Genomic DNA, 23,265 nt, shown 5'->3' with positions numbered 1-23,265 from the left:
AACTCATAACTGAACTAAAGGGGGATAAATTTTGAATAAACAAGTGGATTTTTTACAAGAAGAAAGTAAATTAACTGAAATTTTGGATACCTTAAATAAGGAAATATTAAAGTATTTAGAGAAAAGAAAGAATGTGACCAATTATATTTTAGATGCCAGAAAAAAATATATTGAAGAATATAAGGATGATGAAGATCAAGTTATAGATTACTTTGATCATGAGAATTATGTTAAGGAAGAAGCATATAAGACAATTGATAAAAGATTAATGGAATTTACTAAGCTTAAAGAATCGCCGTATTTTGGAAAGGTTACATTTAAAGAAGATGATGAAATTCCAGAAGATATTTATATCGGAAGATATGGTTTTACATTAGAAGATAATTTTGAGCCATTAATTGTTGACTGGAGAGCCCCTATTGCTGCTCTATTTTATAAAGGAGCACTTGGAAAATCAAGCTTTACTCCACCATCAGGGGAAGTAGCTGTAGATATTTTATCAAGAAAGCAGTTGATAATAAAAAAGGGAGAGCTTAAAGGTATATTTGATTCAGCTGTTGATATTAAAGATGAAATACTTCAAATGGTCTTAACTGAAAATTCATCGGATAAATTGAAAGATATTGTTATGACTATTCAAAAGGAACAAGATGAAATTATTAGAGAAGATAGAAATAAAGTAATAGTTGTAAATGGAGTTGCAGGATCGGGGAAAACTACTATTGCTCTTCACAGAATTTCATATCTGCTTTATAATTTTAGAAAGCAATTTGGAGATAAAGTGCTAATTTTTGCTCCTAATGATATCTTTATGGATTATATAGCTCAAGTATTGCCTTCTCTTGGAGAAAGCAATATAAAGCAAACAACTTTTGAAAACTTTGCAAGAAAAGAGCTTGGTTTAGAATATGAAAATATCAAAGGTTTCTCAAGTTCTGTAGAAGAGGTTATGAATGGGAATACTGATGCATTCAAGGAGTATAAATATAAAAGTTCAGAAGAATTTTTGAAATTACTGAATTTCAATATTCATGGACTAGATAAGGAATACTTTAAAATAAAACCAGTAAAATTTAAAGGCGAAGATATAGTAGCAATTGACGAAGTTAAGGAATTATTTAACGTTTATTATAAGGATATGCCTTTGTTTAGAAGAAGTGAAAAAATAAAAAGAATACTTATATCTAAGATTAAAGATAAAAGAGATGAGGAATTTTATAAATTAAATGCTGAATTCAAAGAAAAAATTAATAGCTTATCTGAAGAAGAATTAGCAACTGAAAAGAATAATTTAGAATATTTGAGAAAAATTAAAATAAGAGAAATTATTAGAGCTGTTATGAATTCACGGGATGAATTGGATACGTGGATTAGACCAGAATCGATTATAGACATTTACAAAAGAATAGTTAATTCAAATTTAGGAAAAGAATATGTTGAAAAAACTGATGATTTAGATAATGAAATTTCGGATGACAGCTTAGGATATATGGATTTAGCAGGAATTTTGTATTTATCAGTTAAATTAAAAGGCATAAAAATGAGAGAAGAAATAAAGCATATTGTTATTGATGAAGCTCAGGATTATAGCATGATACAATTTGAAATAATTAAGGAAATGACAGGTTGTAAGAGCTATACAATAGTAGGAGATTCAAATCAAAGATTAATAAATACTGAAGATGAGCCAGCAATGCTTCATTTAGAAGATGTTTTTTATGATATAAATGCAGAAATTAAAACCTATGAGTTAAATAAGAGTTATAGATCAACCCAAGAAATTATGGAATATGCAAATGCCTTTTTAGAAGTGGATAAAATTGTGCCTTTAGTTAGAAAAGGAGAGCCTGTAATAGAAGAAGATACGTCAAATAGCGATGAATTTGTAAATACAATTAGTTCTATCTTAGAAGATTACGAGGATGATGGCTATGAAAATATAGCAATAATTTTCAATGGAAAAGAAGAACTAAATAAATTTGCTCCTGTTATTAAGGAAAAAATGAGTATACAAAGTTTAGATAGTGAAGATATTACTTATAAAGGTGGAAGAGTTCTCATTCCAGCATATTTAGCAAAAGGTTTGGAATTTGATGGCGTAATAATAGTAGAAGAAAGTGAAATCCAACCGTTAGTTAAGTATATTATGTGTACTAGAGCATTACATAGGCTATCAGTCGTTAAACATATAAGTTCTAATTAATGCTGTACATCTTAATTTGAGATATTTTGAAAGTGAAGTGAGTATTCAAAAAGTGAATGTCCAAAAAGTAAGTGTCCAAATTTTATATTTGGTTACATGAACTTTCTCCCTGGAGCTTTTACATTTGGAAACATGAACTTTCTCTTTGAGCTTTTGTATTTGGTAATATAAGCTTTCTCCTTGGAACTTTAATCTTTGGAAACATAAGCTCTCTCATTGGAGTTTATATATTTGGCGGCACGAACTTTTTTCTTGGAGTTTTTACAATTGGAAATTTGATCTTTTTCTTTGAGCTTATATAATTAATTGATCATTGAAAATTGATAATTGAATATGAATAAAGTGGTGACAAGTTTGGGGTGAAATTCCAAGCTTGTTACTATTTTTATGAATAAATTTTTACCAATTATGCAAACTAAAAATAATATGATCTGTAATTATAAATTTTCAATACTTACTCTTAAACTAATGATCCAAGCTAGCTTGAATACTGCAGTTATAGAAATATTTACATAATTTATTGAGGAATATTATGTATACTTAAATAATTAAATTAAAATGATATTTTTAATATTTATTCAAAAAAGTTAAAAAAATAGTATTGCATAAATATAAAAATGTGTGTATAATTATGCTAATGATTAGTGATGGAAAAGCGGAGGGATAAATAATGAAAATTGGAATAATAAAGAAATTAATAGCTGTAGTAGCAGTAACAACATTAGCAATAGGTATGGTTGGCTGCGGAAATACTGAAAAAAAGGATACAGGTAATGCTGGAACTGGAACTACAAAAACAGCAGGATCAACACTAGAAGCAATAAAGTCAAAAGGAAAACTTGTTGTTGGAACAAGTGCAGATTATGCACCATATGAATTCCATAAAGAAATAGATGGAAAAGATCAAATAGTTGGATTTGATATTGAAATTGCAAAGCAATTTGCAAAAGATTTAGGGGTAGAACTTGAAATGAAGGATATGGCTTTTGATGGATTACTTGTAGCGCTTCAAGCAGATAAGGTTGATATGGTGTTTGCAGGAATGACACCAACAGAAGAAAGAAAACAAAATGCAGATTTCTCAGATATATATTTTGTTGCTTCACATAGATTTATATTAAGATCAGGAGAAGAAGTTTCAATAAGCAAAATTGAAGACTTAAAAGGAAAGAAAATTGGAGTTCAAAAGGGATCAATCCAAGAAGGTATTGCAAAGGACAACTTTGATGCAGATAAAATTAAATCTTTAGATAAAGTTCCTGATTTAATATTAGATTTGAAGAATAAAAAAGTAGATGCAGTTTTAGTTGAATCAACAGTTGCAGATATAACTGTTCAAAAGAATCCAGGAATTGCAATTGCAAGTAATTTAGAAGTTAAAGATCCAGATGGTGGATGTGCAGTAGCAATGAAAAAAGGTTCGGATTTAAAAGCAGAAGTAAACAAAACTTTAAAGAAATTACAAGATGAAAATAAGATTAAACAACTTTTCACAGATGCAAATAAATTAGCAGAATAATTACTTATAGTAGTTAATATGATTTAATAAAACAATTAAGACAGTAGAAATTAGAGTTTAAGGCAACACTTCTTAAAATATTAAGATTGTGATGCCTTAACTTATTATTGATAGGATGTGATTATAGCAATGAATATAATGAGCGAAGCTTTTGATTTAAATGAGGAAATAGTAAAATGGAGAAGAGATCTTCATAAAATACCAGAAATAGGCATGAATTTACCAAGTACGTGTGAGTATGTGAAAAATAGATTAGATGAAATAGGTGTTGCTTATACTACATATGAAAAGCATTCTGGCATATCGGCTGTTTTGGGTAATAAAGCTGGGAAAACAATTGCTATAAGAGCGGACATGGATGCATTGGAAATTAAAGAAGAAACAAAGTTAGCTTTTAAATCTGAAAATGAGAATATGCATGCTTGTGGTCATGACGCACATATGGCAATATTGCTTGGAGTCGCTAAAATACTTAAAGAAAATGAAGAAAAAATAAATGGAAAAGTGAAATTAATATTTCAACCATCCGAGGAATGTGCACCAGGCGGAGCATTAGCAATGATTGAAGATGGAGTTTTAGAAAATCCTAAAGCGGATGCAATTTTAGCATTACATGTTGAGAATACTTTAAAAGATTATAAAAACGGAGATGTAATGGTTAAGTATGGAAGTGTAAGTGCATATGAAGACCCAATTAATATGAAAATAATTGGCAAGGGGGGACATGCATCCACTCCAGATTTATGCATAGATCCAATTTCTATTGCTACATTAATTATCAACAATATTCAATATATCTTAACTAGAGAAATAAAACAAACTATACCAACGGTTATAAGCTTTAGCAGTATTCAAGGGGGAAGAAATTCTAATAATATTATTCCTGATATTGTAGAAGTAAAAGGAACTGTAAGAAATACAGATGCAGAAACAAGAAAATATGTATTAAGAAGAATAGAAGAAATTGTATCAGGATTAACCAAATTAATGAGAGCAGACTATGAATTGAATTTTGATGGTGGATGTTCTGGAGTTGTTAATGATGATAATATGGTAAACCTGTTCCTAAAATCTTCGAAAAAAATATTAAAAGAAGATGAAATTCATATTGAAAAGGAATATAATATGGGGGCAGAAGATGCAGGATTTTTCTTTGAAAGGGTTAGAGGCTGCTATTTTAGGTTATGTAATCCAATGGCATTTGAAGATGGAATAGTATATCCAGCACATAATTCAAAATATCTTATGGATGATTCGGTATTATATAAGGGAGTTGCTTTATTTTTACAAGCAGCTATTGATTATTTATCAGAAGTAAATAATTAAGCATTGACAAGTGGCCTTTCAGCAGTGATAATTGACAAGGAATCAATTTGCAATTGTCAGTTATCAATTGTCAATTATCAATGATAATGGATGAGTGATTGTTGATAATAGACTATTGAATATTAGCTTAATACTGAGTTTTCAGTGGAGGTAATGAGTTTATTGACAATTGAGCCTTAATAATTGATCATTACTAAATTAATAATTAGGAGGGAAAGAATTGAATTTTTCATTTTTAAATCAATATTATGATTATTATTTAAAAGGAGCAGTAATAACTATTTTATTAGCTTTTTTTGCAGTTATATTCGGAACTATTTTAGGATTAATATTATCGCTTTTAAGACGTTCTAAAATTAAAGCTTTATCATTAATTTCAAAAGTTTATGTTGAATTTGTAAGAGGTACTCCGATTTTAGTTCAAATCTATATAATTTATATTGGGTTTCCTACGCTTGATGGACTGCCAAAAATAATGGATATTCCAATTGGAGATTTGTTGGTTGGTGTAATTGCCTTAGCATTAAATTCTGCTGCATATGTATCTGAAATAATAAGAGCTGGAATTGAAGCAGTAGATAAGGGGCAAATGGAAGCTGCAAGAAGTTTAGGTATGAATCAAAGATTGGCAATGTTTGAAATAATAATACCTCAAGCATTTAAAAATATATTGCCAGCTTTAGGAAATGAGTTTATTTCTGTAGTTAAAGAGTCATCACAGGTTTCTGTCATAGGAGTAGCAGAGCTTATGTTTAAGGCAGGAATAGTAAGGGGGAATACAGCATTAGGATTAGAACCAATAATTGTTGCAGCTGTAGTTTACTTTATATTAACATTCACTTTGACAAGAGGTTTGGGTTATGTAGAAAGGAGGCTTAAAGCTAGTGATATACGTTAATGATTTACATAAAAGCTTTGGAAAAAATAAAGTATTAAAGGGTATAGATGAGCATATTCAAAAAGGTGAAGTTGTAGTTATAATTGGACCATCTGGATCAGGTAAAAGTACATTTTTAAGATGCCTTAATCTATTAGATGAACCAACTTCAGGTACAATAACTTTTGAAGGTAAAGATATAACTTCAAAAGCAACCAATATAGATGAAATGAGAGAAAAGATGGGGATGGTGTTCCAACACTTTAATCTATTTCCTCATAAAACTGTTTGTGAAAATATATGTTTAGCACCTATAAAAGTAAAAGGAATGTCAAAGGATGAAGCTAAGAAAATAGCTGTTTCACTATTAGAAAAGGTAGGATTATTGGATAAGATAGATGCATATCCTGCTTCATTATCAGGAGGACAAAAGCAGAGAATTGCAATAGCTAGAGCCTTAGCTATGCAGCCAGATGTTATGCTTTTTGATGAGCCAACTTCAGCTTTAGATCCTGAAATGGTTGGAGAAGTTTTAAGTGTTATGAAAAACCTTGCTAAGGAAGGTATGACAATGGTAGTTGTTACTCACGAAATGGGATTTGCAAGAGAAGTTGGAGATAGAATATTATTTATAGATGGCGGAAAAATAATAGAATCAGGAACTCCAGATGAAGTATTTAAGAATCCACAAAATCCACGTACAATAGACTTCTTATCAAAGGTACTATAATACCTTTAAAAAATTATATATAATTTCTAATAAAGATTGAACATATCAATTGAAGAAATACTTAGGGGATTTCCCTAATAATTGATAACTGAACATTAATAATTATAGTTTATGTTAAGCTGTTTAAAATAAATGTTGTTATATAATAAATGCTCAAGTATAAATTGTCCTAGGATCAATTACAGATCATTGACAATAGATACTTGAGCATTTTAATGTAGAATTAAAAATAAACTATAAACTATAAACTATAAAACAATATCACCAACATTTATTTAAAACACATCTATATGTATTGTTTTAGTATCATGCTCTTATAGATAATAAGAACCAGAATAAAAACCAGGTGCTTTAGACATAGTTGATAAGGATATAATGATATAAATTATAGTAACTAATATAGATACTATAAGGAGAAAAATAGGGGCAGCTAAGGAAACACCACCCTTTTTGCGTAATTTTCTTAAGTATTGAGAATATTGAATTTCGCTCAAAGATGACATAGATGCTTTAATTTTTGTGATTTTTTGTTTGCAATGATTAAGATAAATACTATTTGCAAAAATAGTTACTATAATACGTAACATAAGTATAAAAAATAAATAAGTTTTGTGGCCTAATATTTTTGATGAAGCAAAATTTATACCAATCAATATAGCTGCTGGAAGATATAATTTACGATACAATAACCAATAAGAATTAAGAAAAAAACAAGGCCAATTCCAAGAAGAAAATTTATTATTAGTTCTTATTTTACCAATGTATTTAAAATAATAATTAGCATTGTTACCTATAAATGTAGTTAATTCTTCTTTAGATATACAATTGTTACCTTTAAAATAATTATCTGTAGATTGCTTGTCTATATTATTATAAGTTTGAGAGTTTTTATCAGAATATCTATGAGTATACTCAAAAGAATTGCTTGCAGTAGTTTTAATATTTGAATAATTTTGAGTATCATTTTTTATATTATTTCTATCAGAATCAGTTGAAAATTTTATTTCAGTTCCAAAATATGAGCATACAGGATTTATGCAGATATTATTAAGGCCTAATTCTTCCTCGCAATGTGGACATTTCACATTTTTACCCCCTTAAAAACAATATTAATAACAAAATCATAGCATAGATTTATTTTATTTAACATATATTGTGATTTTAATTTCAAATTATGAATAAATAATTTTTATCAAATAGAATGTGATGAAAATAAATAATTATTGTTATAGGACTTATTAAGAAAAATGTCTATCGATAGTTATTACACAATTATAAGATGAATGACATTTTTTTAATTCAGTGGAGATATTATTAATTATTTCATCATCAGTAATTGAAAAGTTTTTTGGTGGATTAATTACTATATCAAAAATTAAATTTTTAACTTCGCCTTCACCAACTACTCTAAAGTCATGTAAAGACTCTATATAGTCATATTTTTTTATTATAGATAAAATTTCTTCAAAAGCTGCTTGTGACTCTCCTTCAATGACACAAATAGGATCAATATGTATTACTAAATATATCTTTAGAACTTCAGAAATCTCCCTCTCTGCTTTATCAATTATTTCATGAATAGTAATAATATTTACATCACTTGGAATTTCAGCATGAATAGATGCCATACATTTACCAGGACCATAATTATGAATTATTAAATCATGGGTACCATGAATATTGTCATAGGAAGCAACCATTCTTTTTATAGATTCAACGAGTTCAGGATCTGGAGCTTCGCCCAAAAGTGGATTTATAGTATCTTTAACTAAATTAAAACCTGAATAAACAATAAATAATGCAACAAGCATTCCAATATATCCATCTATAGGTAAGGTTGTGAATTTAGAAGCTAAAAATGAAATCGCAACGCAGCTAGTGGTGAAAACATCTCCCAAGGCATCTGTAGAAGAAGCTTTCAAAGCAGCAGAATTAATCTTTTCTCCCATGAATTTATTAAACCTTGATAGCCAAATCTTAAAAAATATAGATACAAATAATAATATGAATGGAATTAATTCAAAGGTTACAGGGGTTGGATTAATTATTCTATCAAATGAGGATTTAATAAATTGCAAACCAACTAACATTACCATAAAGGCAACAATCAATGCAGAAAGATACTCGATTCTTCCGTGACCAAAGGGATGTTCTTTATCAGCAGGTTTGTTTGAAAGTTTAAAACCTAAAATTGTTATTAATGAAGATGCAGCATCAGATAAGTTGTTAAATGCATCTGCCATGATGGCTATACTTGATACTAGTAGACCAACAATAAATTTTATTACAAATAAAGCTATATTAACTAGAATCCCAATGATTCCTCCGAGAATACCATAGGAATTTCTAACTTTATCATCTTTTAAATTTGTATTATCTTTTATAAATTTGTTAACAATTAAATTAAAAAACATTTAAATAGCACTCCAATCTTTTATAAAACAAAACTTATTTATAATTATAACAGTTTACAATATTAATAGCATATTCAATATTAAAAAATATATGAGTCAATGGGTAATTATCAATTATAAGGGTTCAATGATTAATTGTAAATTAGCAATATGGAATTTTCTATTTTTAATAATAAATTGTGGATAATAAAATTTATAATTATACATATTATAAGTTTATAGTGTAACTTTACTGTGTTATAATAAAGAGTGAAAATATTCAAGGGGGCAAACTTATATGAAGGATATTATATTTACAGGTGCAGCAGTTGCAATTGTTACACCTTTTACAGAAGATGGTATTAATTTCTCTGAATTAAAAAAGTTAATTGATTTTAATATAGAGAATGGAAGTGATGCAATAGTAATTGCAGGAACTACAGGTGAGTCTTCTACTATGACAGATGATGAGCATAGGGAAGTTATAAAATTTACAGTAGAGTATGTAAACAAGAGGGTTCCAGTAATCGCAGGGACAGGTTCTAATGATACAATTTATGCAGTAGAGCTTTCTAAATATGCTGAAAGTGTTGGAGTAGATGCACTATTAATAGTTACTCCATATTACAATAAAACTACTCAAAGTGGTCTAATAAAGCATTATAATTATATTGCAGACAGAGTTAATATTCCAATTATTTTATATAATGTTCCATCAAGAACAGGGGTTAACATAGCACCAGAAACATATGTTGAGTTAGCTAAGCATCCGCGTATCGTTGCAACAAAAGAAGCTAGTGGGGATCTTTCAGCTGTTGCAAAGATAAAAGCTTTATGTAAGGATGAACTTAATATTTATTCTGGAAATGATGATCAAATTCTTCCTATTTTATCTCTTGGAGGAAAAGGAGTAATATCTGTTTTCTCAAATGTTATGCCTAAGGAGGCACATGATATTTGTAGTTTTTATTTTGAGGGTAAATTAGAAGAAAGCAGTAAACTTCAAACAGAATATTTAGAACTTATAAATGCATTGTTTATAGAAGTAAATCCTATTCCAGTAAAGACAGCTTTGGGTCTTATGGGATATAATGTTGGGCCATTAAGAATGCCGTTATTCCCTATGGAAGGCAAGAATTTAGAAATATTAAAAGAAGAACTGCATAAATATAAGCTCATTTAAATATATTTCAATTATTAATGTTCATGCTCAATTATCAATTAGTCAAAAAGATCTAAAGAAAAAGTTCATGTAGCCAAATGTAGGGTTTTTATATTTATTTTTCTTTGAGAATTTTTTTAATTGAGATGTACGATATTAATTAGAACTTACATATCTTAAAATAGAATTTAAATATTATAAAAGTTGGTGGATATTGTATGTATATGCCAACTTTTTTGTATTTTATATGCACCTGATATGTGAAGGGTTTTACTTTGGGTTGACAATTTTATTTTATGGATTATCTTGACTCTTTATAGAAATGTATAAAATTTTTGAAGTATGTAAGTCCTATCAAATTAAGGCCATATGAGAATTGAATTGGCAATTGATGATTGAGAATTAATAATTATTAAGAAATATTTTAATATTAGTAATAAAGGTATATAATAGTAAAGTAGTTTTTTGTTATTAAAAAGGGAGAGGTGTAAACAAATGAGTAATAGACAAGAATTAATAGATTTTATAAATAAAAGTAAAACAGCATTTCAAGGTGCTCAAGAAATTAAAAATATTTTAAATAATCAAGGATATTCTGAAATAAAAGAAGAAGATCAATGGGAATTAAAAAAAGGTGGAAAATATTATATTACAAAAAATAATTCTGCAGTAATAGCCTTTGAAATTGGAACAGGCGAAATTGAAGAAGATGGATTTAGATTAATAGGAGCACATACTGATTCACCTGGTTTTAGAATAAAGCCAAATCCTGAAATGTTAGTTGAGGGACATTATCTAAAATTAAATACTGAAGTTTATGGTGGACCAATACTTAGCACTTGGTTTGACAGACCTTTGAGTATAGCAGGAAGAGTTACACTAAAAGGAGAGAATCCATTTGCACCAAAAGTAAGTTTAGTGGATATTAATAAACCAGTTTTAATCATTCCTAACTTGGCAATACATATGAATAGAAGTGTGAATGAAGGTTACGAATACAATAAACAAAAAGATGTATTACCATTATTTACAATAGTAGAGGATAAACTAGAAAAAGATAATTATTTACTTAAATTGATTTCAGAATCATTAAAAGTAGATTCAGAAGACATTTTAGATTTTGATTTATTCTTATATGAATATGCAGAAGGTATGACAGTTGGACTTAATAATGAATTTATTTCATGTGGAAGGTTAGATGACCTTTGGATGGTATTTGCAGGATTGAAAGCATTAATAAACAGTAATCCAATTAAAGCAACTAAGGTGTTAGTGGCATTAGATAATGAAGAAATAGGAAGTTTAACACAGCAAGGAGCAAATTCTTCTATCTTGGAAAATATTTTAGAGAGAATAAGTTTAGGTCTAAAAAAAGAAAGAGAAGAATTTAGAAGAGCAGTAAGCAATTCGATAATGATTTCAGCAGATTTAGCTCATGCCATTCATCCAAACTATACAGAAAAATGTGATCCAACAAGTAAGCCTTTATTAGGAAAAGGACCAGTACTTAAAATTGCAGCATCAGGAAGTTATTCAACAGATAGTTACGCAAGTGCGATATTTAAAGCAGTATGCGAAAAAGCTCAAGTACCATGCCAAGTATTTGTAAATAGATCAGATTTAAGAGGTGGAACAACAATAGGGCCAATTACTGCAGCAAAGCTAAATATACCTGTAATAGATATGGGAGCGCCAGTATTAAGCATGCATTCAGTAAGAGAATTAGCATCTGTAGCTGATAATGAGTACACAATAAAGGCTTTCACAGAATTTTTTAACTAATAGAATTACTAAAAGTTTGAGAGTAGAAGTAAATATATATTGCAATAGGGTCAGCAATGATAGGAGTGATTTTTCTATCTCTATTTTGTTATTCTATTACTGGGAGAAACAAAAGAATAATACTAAGGAGTTTTTTGGCAGCATTAATATTTATAGGGATTTTTGCTGCATATGTATATGCTGATATTACTTTTAAATTACCATTTTTTTAATTTATAAAGAACATAATATAAATTGATTAAGAGTATAGATTTTGTAGATCTATGCTCTTTTTATGCAATAATAAAAATATTTTAATTAAATTTTATTTCTAAGATTAAACTTGAAGTTGCCTTGAATAAATATTAAATGAAAAATCTAAGAAATAAATATGTGGAATATTTTTTGCTTTATTTAAATTAGTACTCTACTTAGTATAGAAGTTAAGAAGTAGATGCCTTTTAACTATTTAATTGTATATAGTGCTGTTTAAAATAAATGTTGTTGAATATTAATGTTGTTAAATATTAATTAAATGATGATGATATTGATATTTCACCAAATAACGATATGATGATAAGTTTTGAAATTATTCGAGAGTAAGGCCTATTTCATTAGTTCTAATATATCTATTTCCAGTAATTAATTGATTAGATATGCTTATAGAATCAATTTTTCTATTAATAATAAACAATATGAAAAGTGAAAGATAGTTTTCTAAATATTTTGTAGCTACTCCATGGTACTTTTTTAGCCATAGATTCAAAATATTTGGGAAAGTTTTTATTCTTTTATCATCAAAAACTTGATATTCTCGTTTTTTGTTATGTTTTGCAGCAACTGCTGATAGATATCTATCACAATATGTTGTGATATAGGCCTTTTTATCAATTAAATAGTAAATTTTTTTGTTGAAACTATTGAGATTCCAATGAATTTTTGAGATAGGTTTTGCTATCATAGAATCATTGCTTGATTTTGCAGCTATAACCCATATATTATGGCGCTTATCAGTCATTATATTTCTGCTACCTTTAAAATTTTCTGGAATTAGTTTTTTTGAAATAAAAACATTATTAGTTAACTTCTCTGGGATACTGTCAAAATTTAGTCCATTTAATACTTTATGTCTCCAATAAAATGCGGTAACTAGACTTATTTCTAGTTTTTCAGCGCAAAATCTTAAAGATTTTCTTTCAATAACGAGTTCAATAAATTGTATCCATTTAGGAGAGTTCTTTTTAGAATAACTCCATAAAGAATTTGTACTGTTTGAAAAGGTTTTTGAGCATTCCTTGCATTTATATCTTTGAATTCCTTTGTAAGCCCCATACCTTATATATTTTTTTCCGTTACAATTAGGGCAAGCTTCAATAATTCTATTTTTATAAATATCTTTTTTTAGTAGGAAAGTCATAAGAGAATTGAGTTGTTCAAAGTTTGAATCTGTTTCTATCAAAATAATCACCTTTCATAATGAATTTTTAATTCTATATTTCGTTCTTCGAAATTTCTACTTGGAGCTTTTGTGACAAATTACAATTGTTATTGAAATTTGATAATCGGAACATATATAATTAGCTATTTTAATAATTGACATGATTTTAAACTTTTAAACATTAACAACACTTATTTAAAACACCTATACATATAAAATTTTATTGTTTGTGCATGCTTATATGTAATGTATTCAAATTTGAAAATTAGTAAGAGCTTGTTCGCATGCCTGAAAATCATGTAAGAGTTGAATTCTATAATTTGAAATACTATTTGCTTTTTGTTATAGAGTTAAGAATATTATTTATAATCTTGGTAAAAATATCTCTATTGAGTAATTGTGTTTAAAGTTACATGAAGAAGGGAGTTTTTTACTTGAAAATGAATAATTCTTATGGAGTAAGAAAAAATGTTTTAAGAGAGCTTGCGGAAGGGTTTTCTTGCATCCATGAAAATTTCAGGTATTTTAGCAAGCTGTCCAAAAATGGTTATAAAGTTCTTGGAGCATCAGAATGGCTACTTGATAATATATATTTGATTGAGAAAGAGTATAAAGCAATAAAGGTTGAAATGCCTATAGATTATTTTAAGGGATTAGACTGTATTAATGAAGTTAATTATAATGGAAATAATAATAAAGGACATAAAAGTAATAATAGAAATTCAAATGCTAATATTGAGATTAATGAATTAGTTCCACGTATTTTTGTAGTGGCAAAGAATTATATAAATGAAGGAAATGAAATTGATTGTGATAAATTTATAAGTTATATAAATGAACTTCAAGAAGACGCTTTAAGTACAAATTCTAATAACAAGCAAACAGCTTTTACCACAGGAGAGTTGTGGGCTTTTCCACTTATGCTTAAAATAGCAATAATCATTAATTTATCTAAATATACTAATGAACTTGTTGGGATTCAAAAAGAAATAATTAGGGGGAAAACTGTAGCTGAAAAAGTTATAGATTCAATTAATAATGGTAAATTTAATGAAGAAGTTCAGAGCATTGTTGCGAAAAATAAAAATATTGGTCCGTTGTTTTTAAGAGAATTTCTTAGGGTTTTAAGAGATAATTCAATTGAAGATGGGAGAATAGAAGAGTTAGTTCAAGCAAAGTGGAAAATTAATATAGATATAAATGATAATAATATAAAAAGTGACTTAAGAGAAGAAACTTTAGAGAGAAATATTGGAGAATATATTACATCTATCAGAAAAATTGAAGGAATTAGCTGGAGAAGATTTTTTGAAAACACATCTTTAGTTGAAGGTATTTTGAAAAGAGATCCAGAGAATGTTTATAATAATATGGATTTTGAGACTAAAGATTATTATAGGCATAAACTTGAAACTATTGCAAGGACTTCTGGAATAAATGAAATTGACTTAGCTAATAACATTTTAGAACTTGCAGAAATAAGTAAAATTAGTAATGAAGAAAGTTATAAGTGTCATGTAGGATATTATTTGATTGATGATGGAGTAAAACGATTAAAAGCATATAAGAACAGCAAGAAAGTAATAAATTCTGAACCTGTCTATGTAGCTTTTAATGTATTTGGAACATTAATAATTAGTTTTCTTATTTTGTTCATAATTAATTTACTAGGGGGGACATATACTAGAACTGAATATATAATTTCATTTTTAGTTATTTTAATTCCTGTAAATGAAATTATAGTTGGGCTTATTAATTATACTGTAAGCAAAATTATTGATATTAAATTAGTTCCAAAATTAAATATTAGTAAAGGAGTTCCTGATGAGAGTAAAACTGTAGTTGTAATTCCTGCTATTGTAAACTCTAAAGAAAAAGTTCAAGAGCTTATGAGTAAATTAGAAGTTGCTTATCTAGGAAATAGAGATAGAAATTTATACTTTGCTTTACTTAGTGATTTTTATGATTCTGAATATGAAACAGAAAAAAATGATGCTGAAATAATTAAATGTGGTATTGAATGTGCTAGAAGACTTAACGAAAAATATTCACATTTTGAGAGTAGAAATGATTTAAATATCGAAGATAAAAATTTTAAGAATAGAAATAGTTTAAATATCCAAGATGAAAATTTTGAGGATAAAAATGAGTTGAACATTGAAGATAATAATGAAGACAAATTCTTTTTTTTAAGTAGAAGAAGAATTTATAATAAGAAACAAAATATTTTTATGGGGAGAGAGAGAAAACGTGGAAAGTTAATGGAATTCATGGCTCTTATTAGAAACAATAAAGAGCATACATTTAATGTTTTTAGTTCTAATATTAAGCCATTAAGAACTGTGAAATATTTAATTACATTAGATGAAGATACCTTTATGCCAAGGGAAAGTGCTTTTAAGTTGATAGGGGCTATGAGTCATGTGCTTAATATTCCTCAAATTAAAGATGGCAGAGTTATCAGAGGTTATGGGATAATGCAACCTAAAGTAAGTATAAGCTTAGAAGCAAAGAATCAAACTTACTTTTCAAGAATATTTGGAGGAGAAGGAGGAGTTGATGGCTATTCAGTAGCATATTCTGATACATATCAAGATTTATTTGGAGAAGGTTCATTTACAGGAAAAGGGATAATAAGCATAGATGAGTTTTATAAAGTACTACATACAGCCATAGATGATGATACTATATTGAGTCATGATCTTCTTGAAGGTGGAATTGCAAGATGTGCATTGGTGAGTGATGTAGAATTTATTGACGGTTATCCAAGTTCTTATGCTGCAAGTTCTAAAAGATTGCATCGATGGGTTAGAGGAGATTGGCAGTTGATAGGATGGCTATTTTCTAATAATATAAGTTTATTGTACAAGTGGAAAATCTTTGATAACTTAAGACGAAGTTTATTGGCACCTAATCTATTGTGTACTCTTATTTTATCTTTAACTGTTTTATCAGGAAGAAGTCAAATCGCATTTTTGGTGCTTTTGGCTTCTATAATTTCTTTGGTATTTACAGTAACTGACTTTGTTGTTACTCCAAAGAATAAATTAATGGGGACATTTAAGAATTTTGAACAAATAATGCTTATAGTTAGCTTTATTCCATATCAAGCATTTCTAATGTTAGATGCTATCCTAATAACATTATTTAGAGTAATATTCTCTAGGAGAAATCTTTTAGAGTGGCAATCAGCAGAATTTGTGGAAAAGCGTTCTAGAAATGATTTTGGTGCATATTTAAAGGGAATGTGGATTGCCCCAGTAATGGGATTACTAGTTTTATACTTGTCTTTTTATAGTTCTTTTGGTGTTATTGCCTATAATATTTTTGTAGCAGGTCTTTGGATTTCTAGTCCATATTTGGCTTATTGTATAAGTGCGAAGTTTCCAGAACATGAACGAGATATGCTACAGAATGAAGAAAAAACTTATCTAAGGAAGATATCAAGAAGAATATATGCTTACTATGAGGATTTTGTTAATGTTGAAAATAATTATTTAGCCCCAGATAATTATCAAGAAAAGCCATTTAGAGGAGTGGCTAACAGAACTTCTCCAACCAATATAGGAATGGGAATTACTTCAAACATAGTTGCATATGATTTAGGATATATAACAATGCTAGAATTTATTGATAGAATAGAGCTTATATTAAATAGTATGAAAAGTTTGCAAAAGGTAAATGGGCATTTTTTAAATTGGTATGATACAAAAACAAAGGAGCCGTTATGGCCAAGATATGTATCAACAGTTGATAGCGGAAATTTATTAGGAGATCTTTGGGTACTAAAGCAAACCATGGAAGAACTTAAGCATAACAAGATAATAAGATCAAAGGAAGTAAAATCGCTGAATGATATTTATAAGATAATTGAAGAAGAAGATCCTTCATTGAAACTGAAATTTTCCTCTCACATTGATATTGGTGAATATTTAAAAGTATTAAATGAGATTTTATTTAAACTTGAAGGACTAAAAGCTATTGAAAAATTAGAAGAATTAGAAGAGCTAAATGATAATACAAGTGATTTAGAGCATACTTTTAAAGAAGAAAGTGGTCGATATACATATCATATAGAAAACACTGAGGCGGATTATTGGATTAACAAGCTTACTAATGAAGTTAGGAAAAAAATTGAGCACTACGAATTGATTTTTGGAGGATTAGAAAAATTATATAGTAAAGAATTCTTTGAAGGAGTACCTGATTTTTTTGAATTAATCCACAGATGTGAAGAGTATAAAAATAAAAATGGGGATAACTTTAAATGCATATTGGGACAAAAAGTTGAGATATTTAAAAATTATATAAATAAGATGGATAATATAATACGAGATATTGATAATATGTCAAAAGAGATGGATTTCAACTTTCTTTATGATAAAACTAGAGGTTTGTTTTCAATTGGATATAATGTTGAAGAAAAGTCTTTAGGAAATTCTTATTATGATTTATTGGCGTCAGAATCAAGGATAGCTTCATTTGTATCGATAGCAAAAAATGATGTGCCAACGGCTCATTGGTTCAAATTAGGAAGAGCTATGACTAATGCTTTTCATGCTCATTCCCTTGTTTCCTGGAGTGGAACCATGTTTGAATATTTTATGCCAGCATTAATAATGAAGAATTATCCGAGAACCTTGCTTAGTCAAACATATAAATCTGTTATCAAAGCTCAAATAAGCTTTGCTAAGCAAAAGAAAACACCTTGGGGAATATCTGAATCTGCATTTTATGAATTTGATGCTTCAGAAAATTATCAATATAAAGCGTTTGGAGTGCCTGGACTTGGATTAAAAAGAGGTCTTGAAGATGAATTGGTAATATCACCATATTCAACTTTAATGATGTTACCTTTTGCTAAAAGAGCCGGAATAAAGAACCTTAAGGAATTAGAAAAATTAGGAGCTATAGGGAGATACGGTTTTATTGAGTCTGTAGATTATACTAAAGCTAGAAAAGATAATTATATAGTTAGCTTCTCAAAAGATGATATTTTTGATAGTATAAGAAGTACTGCAGAGGACAAAAGTAAATACGCTTTGTCCCTAGTGGGGAAAAACTATTCACAAAATGTGGATAACTTTAAGAAAACTGTGGATAACCATGATAAAAGAGTGGATAATACAAGGGATAAAATTAACACAAATATTACACATTATGATGTGGAAGATGTTCATAATGTGGATAACTATGACATAAAGACTCCTATAGTTGTGGATAAGGTCGAAAATGATAATGTTAATAACAGAAGTTATCCACAGAAGGTTAACAAGGTTGTTACTTATATGGTGCATCATTTAGGAATGTCATTAATGGCATTAGATAATGTGTTGCTAAATAATATTTTAGTTAGTAGATTTCATAGTTTGCCAGAGGTTAAGGCAACTGAACTTCTACTAAAAGAAAAGGTTCCTCAAAATGTAACCTTTGAAAGAAATGAAGAGTATTTTATTAAGAATAAATATTTTAAAGGAGAAGCTTTAATTCCAAGAGTATTTGAAAAAACCAACCAAGACAGTCCGCAGCTATTATTATTGTGTAATGGTGAGTATTCTTCAATGATTACTGTTAGCGGAAGTGGATATTCTAAGAAAAATGATACTATGCTTTATAGGTGGAAAGGAAATTCCACAAGTGATGATAGTGGAATGTTCTTTTATATAAAGAATTTAAATTCAAATGATTATTGGAGTTCTACTTATGAGCCTTGCAAGGATTCTGGAGAAAAATATTTAGTAGAGTTGAATCTAGATAAAGCTAAATTTAGCAGACGAGATGGAAATATTGAAACTGTTACAGAAGTCGCTGTTTCAACGGAAGAAAATTTTGAAGTTAGAAAACTAATATTAAAAAACAATGGGGATAAAGGTAGAAGTATTGAAATAACAAGTTATATGGAAATAACTTTAGCTACTTTTAGTGCTGATATTGTTCACCCTGCTTTCTCTAATTTGTTTATTCAAACGGAATATGATAAAGAAGAAGATATACTTGTTGGAAGCAGAAGACCGAGAGTTAAAGATGGAAAAGTTCCATACATTTTTCACAAGGCAGTTGTTAAGGGAGAATTAGAGGGTGGTATTAGTTATGAGACTTCAAGAATTAATTTCATAGGAAGAAACAGAGAATTGAAAAATCCACAAGCAATGGATAATGATAAAGCTTTAGATAATACTGTAGGAACAGTACTAGACCCTATAATGAGTGTAAGAGTTAGGGTTAGATTAGAGCCGAATTCAAAAAGGGAAATTTTCTATATTACAGGTATTTGCGATTCTAAAGAACAAGTATTAAATCTATGTAGAGAATATAATAATCCTGGTAAGCTTGATAAAGTATTCGAAGGATATAGTACAGCCACACAGCTTGAGTTGAAGAATTTAGGAATAAGAAGTGGCATGGCTAATATATTTCAAAGTGTTGCCAGCAATATATTCTTTTTAAGTAATAGCAGAAAGAATAGAGAAGAATATATTAAAAATATTTCAAAACATCAAAAGGATTTATGGCCTTATGGAATTTCTGGGGATCTACCAATTGCAATGTTGATTATTGAAGCTGAAGAAGATATGCATCTAGTATTTAATATGGTAAAATTTCATCATTATTTAAAACTCAAGGGAGTTAAATTGGATTTAATTATATATAATGATGAGGAAATATCCTATGATGCGCCACTTCAAAAGAGTGTGATAGAAGCCATAAGGGCAGTGAATGAAAATAATTCTTTAAATAAACCAGGAGGAATATTCATTCATAGCAAATCAACTTTAGCTGTAGAAGTTAAGAATTTATTAATAGGTATTTCAAGAATTTATGTTGATAAGAATAATAATTTATCTTCATATGCATATAATGAGAAAAGATTAAATAGTTATATGAATTTAGATAAAGAAGGCATGGATTCTCCAATAGCTTTAAGAAATAATGCTCTTTTCAAAGACAAATATGAAAAGGGAAATGCAATTGAAAATAATATTCCTTATGAAGTATATGATAATGATGAAGAAGTAATTAATAAATACGATGTTGCTAAAAATATTGAGAAATCTGTAGCCGGAAATATAAAGCAATCTGTAGAAGAGAATATGAATAAATCAATAGTTGGAAATATGGAGAAATCAGTAGTCAATAATATTAAAGAAGCGGAAGAACAAGCTAATTTTACTGAAGCAAAGCTTGAGGAGGAAGCTGACTTAATTGGATTAAAAGAGGTTTCTGATAATAATCAAACTTTTGAAGAATTTAATATGGATGATTTAGATTTCTTTAATGGTTATGGTGGTTTTAATAAAGAAGATAATAGCTACATAATAAAATTGTCTAATTATAAGAATACGCCAGCACCATGGATTAATGTTATTTCTAATGATGATTTTGGATTTCATGTATCAGAGGTGGGAGCGGGGTATACTTGGTGTGGAAATTCTAGAGAAAATAAAATAACGCCTTGGAGTAATGATTATGTAAGAGATCCTTTGGGAGAAGGCCTTTATATTCAAGATAAGGTTTCAAAGGCATGTTTTTCAATAACACCAAAGCCAATTAGAGATTCAGGTGAATATTTAATAAAGCATAGCTTTGGATATTCTGAATTTAGACATACGGCCTGCGATATAAAAGGAATTCTTGAAGTATTTGCCCCTAAAAATGAGAAAATAAAACTTCAAAGAGTTACTTTAGAAAATTTAAGTGATAGAGATAGGGAACTCTCATTATATTATTATGCAAAACTTGTTTTAGGAGTTTATGAATATGATAGTGGTAGATATATTTCTACATATATAGTTGATGATAATGAAAATGTAGATTTTATAGGAGCTAGTAATCCATATAGCGAGTATTTTGGAAAATTAAATGCTTATTTAACTATTTTAGGTGGAGATAACATAAGCTTTACTGGAGATAATAAAGAATTTATAGGAATTAATGGTGAAACCTCTAGACCAAAAGCTTTGAAAAGGGATAAATTAAGTAATAATTCAGGTGGAAGCTATGATCCCTGCTTGGCAGCAGCTACTAGTATTAAATTAAAAAAGGGAGAAAAAAAGGAACTTGTAATTTTATTTGGACAGGAAAATAGGGAAAATATAGAAGATATTATCAATAAATATAAGAATTTTGAAAATGTACAAATAGAATTAGATAAGGTAAAACAATATTGGAGAAATTTCCTAGGAAATATACAAGTTAAGACACCTGATAAGTCATTAGATCATCTTTTAAATGGATGGCTTTTATATCAAACTTTAAGTTGTAGATATTTAAGCAGAAGTGCATTTTATCAAAGTGGTGGCGCTTATGGTTTTAGAGATCAGCTTCAAGATTCCTTGTCTCTTGGAGTTGTTGATACTGAAATTCCAAAAGCACAGATATTAAGAAGTGCTTCTAGACAATATGTGGAAGGTGATGTTCAACATTGGTGGCATCCAGTTGTAAATTCGGGTATTAGAACAAGGTTTAGTGATGATTTGTTATGGTTGCCTTATGTAACAGCAGAGTATATTAATTCTACAGGAGATTATGAAATTTTAAAGGCAAGGGCTCCATATCTTGAAGATGACCCACTAAGAGAAGGGGAAGATGAAAGGTACACTATAGTAAATCAATCGTCTAAAGAAGGAACAATCTATGAGCATTGTATAAAAGCGATAGAAAAAGCTTTGAAATTTGGTATTCATAACATTCCATTAATGGGTAGTGGAGATTGGAACGATGGAATGAGCACAGTTGGAAATGAAGGAAAAGGAGAAAGTGTTTGGCTTGGATGGTTCTTGTATTCGATCTTAAATAGTTTTATTGAGATTGCAGAAAACCAAAAGGATAATGAAACTAAACTTCATTTTGAAGAAAGAAAAGAATTTATAAGAGAAAATTTAGAAAAAAATGCATGGGATGGCGGCTGGTATAGAAGAGCATATTTTGATGATGGGACTCCTCTCGGATCAAGAGAAAATCCAGAATGCCAAATTGATTCTTTAGCTCAAAGCTGGTCAATAATCTCAGGAGCCTTTGAAAGTAAAACTAATCTTCAATTGAAGGTGGATGGAAGGCAGAGAGCAATTGAGGCTATGGAAGCAGTTGATAGGAACCTTGTTAAGAAAGATAAAGCAATGATATTGCTCCTTTCACCACCTTTTAGTAATTCAAAGTTAGAGCCTGGGTACATAAAAGGATATGTGCCAGGGGTTAGAGAAAATGGAGGGCAATACACTCATGCAGCAGTTTGGGTTATCTTAGCTTTAACAAAGCTTGGGTTAGGTGATAAAGCTGTGAAATACTATAATATGATAAATCCAATTAATCATACTAAGACAGAATTAGAGTGCATGAACTATAAAGTAGAACCTTATGTAATGGCTGCAGATGTATATATTAAGGAACCTCATGCAGGAAGGGGCGGATGGAGTTGGTATACTGGAGCCTCTGGCTGGATGTATAGAGTTGGAGTTGAAAATATTTTAGGACTTAGAAAAGTTAAAGATAAGGGATATACCATAAAACCATGCATTCCTAAGGATTGGAATGAATTTGAAATCAAAATTACGAATGAAAAAGAAGATTATACGATTAAAGTTAAAAGATTTGATAAGGATAATACCTTAAGTGAAACTATGGTAAAAGGCGAAAAGATAAATGAAAAGCAAATACAAGTTCTTATTAATGGAGAGATTGCAAAAGATAATATAATTCCAAGGAATAAAGGGAAATTAGAGATTGTGGTATACTTCCCAGAATTGAGAATTGAGAATTGAGAATTGAGAATTGAGAATTGAGATTAGGTATATAATTAAACAGTGATAATCATTAATTGACATTTGAGGCTTTTGTAAGATATAAAAAGGCCTCAAAA

At 28.8% G+C, this 23,265-nt stretch carries 11 protein-coding genes; 8 read left to right on the top strand and 3 right to left on the bottom strand.

Annotated elements, in window-relative coordinates:
* Window positions 1-31: 31 nt before the first annotated feature.
* From helD to CSPA_RS26540, 5 genes are all read left to right on the top strand, one after another.
* Window positions 32-2,203, top strand: coding sequence for an RNA polymerase recycling motor HelD (gene helD / locus CSPA_RS26560; RefSeq protein ID WP_015395512.1), 2,172 nt, complete (start codon window positions 32-34; stop codon window positions 2,201-2,203).
* Between the two features lie 670 nt (window positions 2,204-2,873).
* Window positions 2,874-3,722, top strand: coding sequence for an ABC transporter substrate-binding protein (locus CSPA_RS26555; RefSeq protein WP_015395511.1), 849 nt, complete (start codon window positions 2,874-2,876; stop codon window positions 3,720-3,722).
* A gap of 129 nt (window positions 3,723-3,851) precedes the next feature.
* Complete coding sequence (locus CSPA_RS26550) at window positions 3,852-5,048, top strand: M20 metallopeptidase family protein (protein ID WP_015395510.1); 1,197 nt, start codon at window positions 3,852-3,854, stop codon at window positions 5,046-5,048.
* A 220-nt stretch (window positions 5,049-5,268) separates the two neighbouring features.
* A complete protein-coding gene (locus tag CSPA_RS26545) occupies window positions 5,269-5,946 on the top strand; it encodes an amino acid ABC transporter permease (protein WP_015395509.1) in 678 nt (225 codons plus the stop codon).
* Window positions 5,933-6,655: an amino acid ABC transporter ATP-binding protein gene (locus tag CSPA_RS26540; RefSeq protein WP_015395508.1), complete on the top strand. Its 723-nt coding sequence runs from the start codon at window positions 5,933-5,935 to the stop codon at window positions 6,653-6,655. The genes CSPA_RS26545 and CSPA_RS26540 overlap by 14 nt, the downstream gene beginning before the upstream one ends.
* A 314-nt stretch (window positions 6,656-6,969) precedes the next feature.
* On the opposite strand, the gene CSPA_RS26535 is transcribed toward CSPA_RS26540, so the two are convergent.
* A complete protein-coding gene (locus CSPA_RS26535; RefSeq protein ID WP_015395507.1) occupies window positions 6,970-7,740 on the bottom strand; it encodes a DUF2628 domain-containing protein in 771 nt (256 codons plus the stop codon).
* 153 nt (window positions 7,741-7,893) lie between these two features.
* A complete protein-coding gene (locus tag CSPA_RS26530; protein WP_015395506.1) occupies window positions 7,894-9,069 on the bottom strand; it encodes a cation diffusion facilitator family transporter in 1,176 nt (391 codons plus the stop codon).
* 277 nt (window positions 9,070-9,346) lie between these two features.
* Between CSPA_RS26530 and dapA the strand changes: the two genes are divergently transcribed.
* A complete protein-coding gene (gene dapA, locus CSPA_RS26525) occupies window positions 9,347-10,231 on the top strand; it encodes a 4-hydroxy-tetrahydrodipicolinate synthase (RefSeq protein WP_015395505.1) in 885 nt (294 codons plus the stop codon).
* A 474-nt stretch (window positions 10,232-10,705) separates the two neighbouring features.
* On the top strand, window positions 10,706-11,992 hold the full coding sequence (locus CSPA_RS26520; protein WP_015395504.1) for a M18 family aminopeptidase: 1,287 nt from the start codon (window positions 10,706-10,708) through the stop codon (window positions 11,990-11,992).
* A 568-nt stretch (window positions 11,993-12,560) separates the two neighbouring features.
* Here the strand turns inward: CSPA_RS26520 and CSPA_RS26515 are convergent.
* Window positions 12,561-13,430: a transposase-like zinc-binding domain-containing protein gene (locus CSPA_RS26515; protein WP_015395502.1), complete on the bottom strand. Its 870-nt coding sequence runs from the start codon at window positions 13,428-13,430 to the stop codon at window positions 12,561-12,563.
* Between the two features lie 413 nt (window positions 13,431-13,843).
* On the opposite strand from CSPA_RS26515, the gene CSPA_RS26510 reads away from it, so the two are divergent.
* Window positions 13,844-23,167 carry a GH36-type glycosyl hydrolase domain-containing protein gene (locus CSPA_RS26510; protein ID WP_015395501.1) on the top strand — a complete coding sequence of 3,108 codons (9,324 nt, stop codon included), beginning with the start codon at window positions 13,844-13,846 and terminating at the stop codon, window positions 23,165-23,167.
* Window positions 23,168-23,265 lie beyond the last annotated feature (98 nt).

Source organism: Clostridium saccharoperbutylacetonicum N1-4(HMT) (assembly GCF_000340885.1).
Lineage (GTDB): Bacteria > Bacillota > Clostridia > Clostridiales > Clostridiaceae > Clostridium > Clostridium saccharoperbutylacetonicum.
Note: the sequence above shows the minus strand (reverse complement) of the source record. Positions and strands in the feature narration are given on the sequence as shown.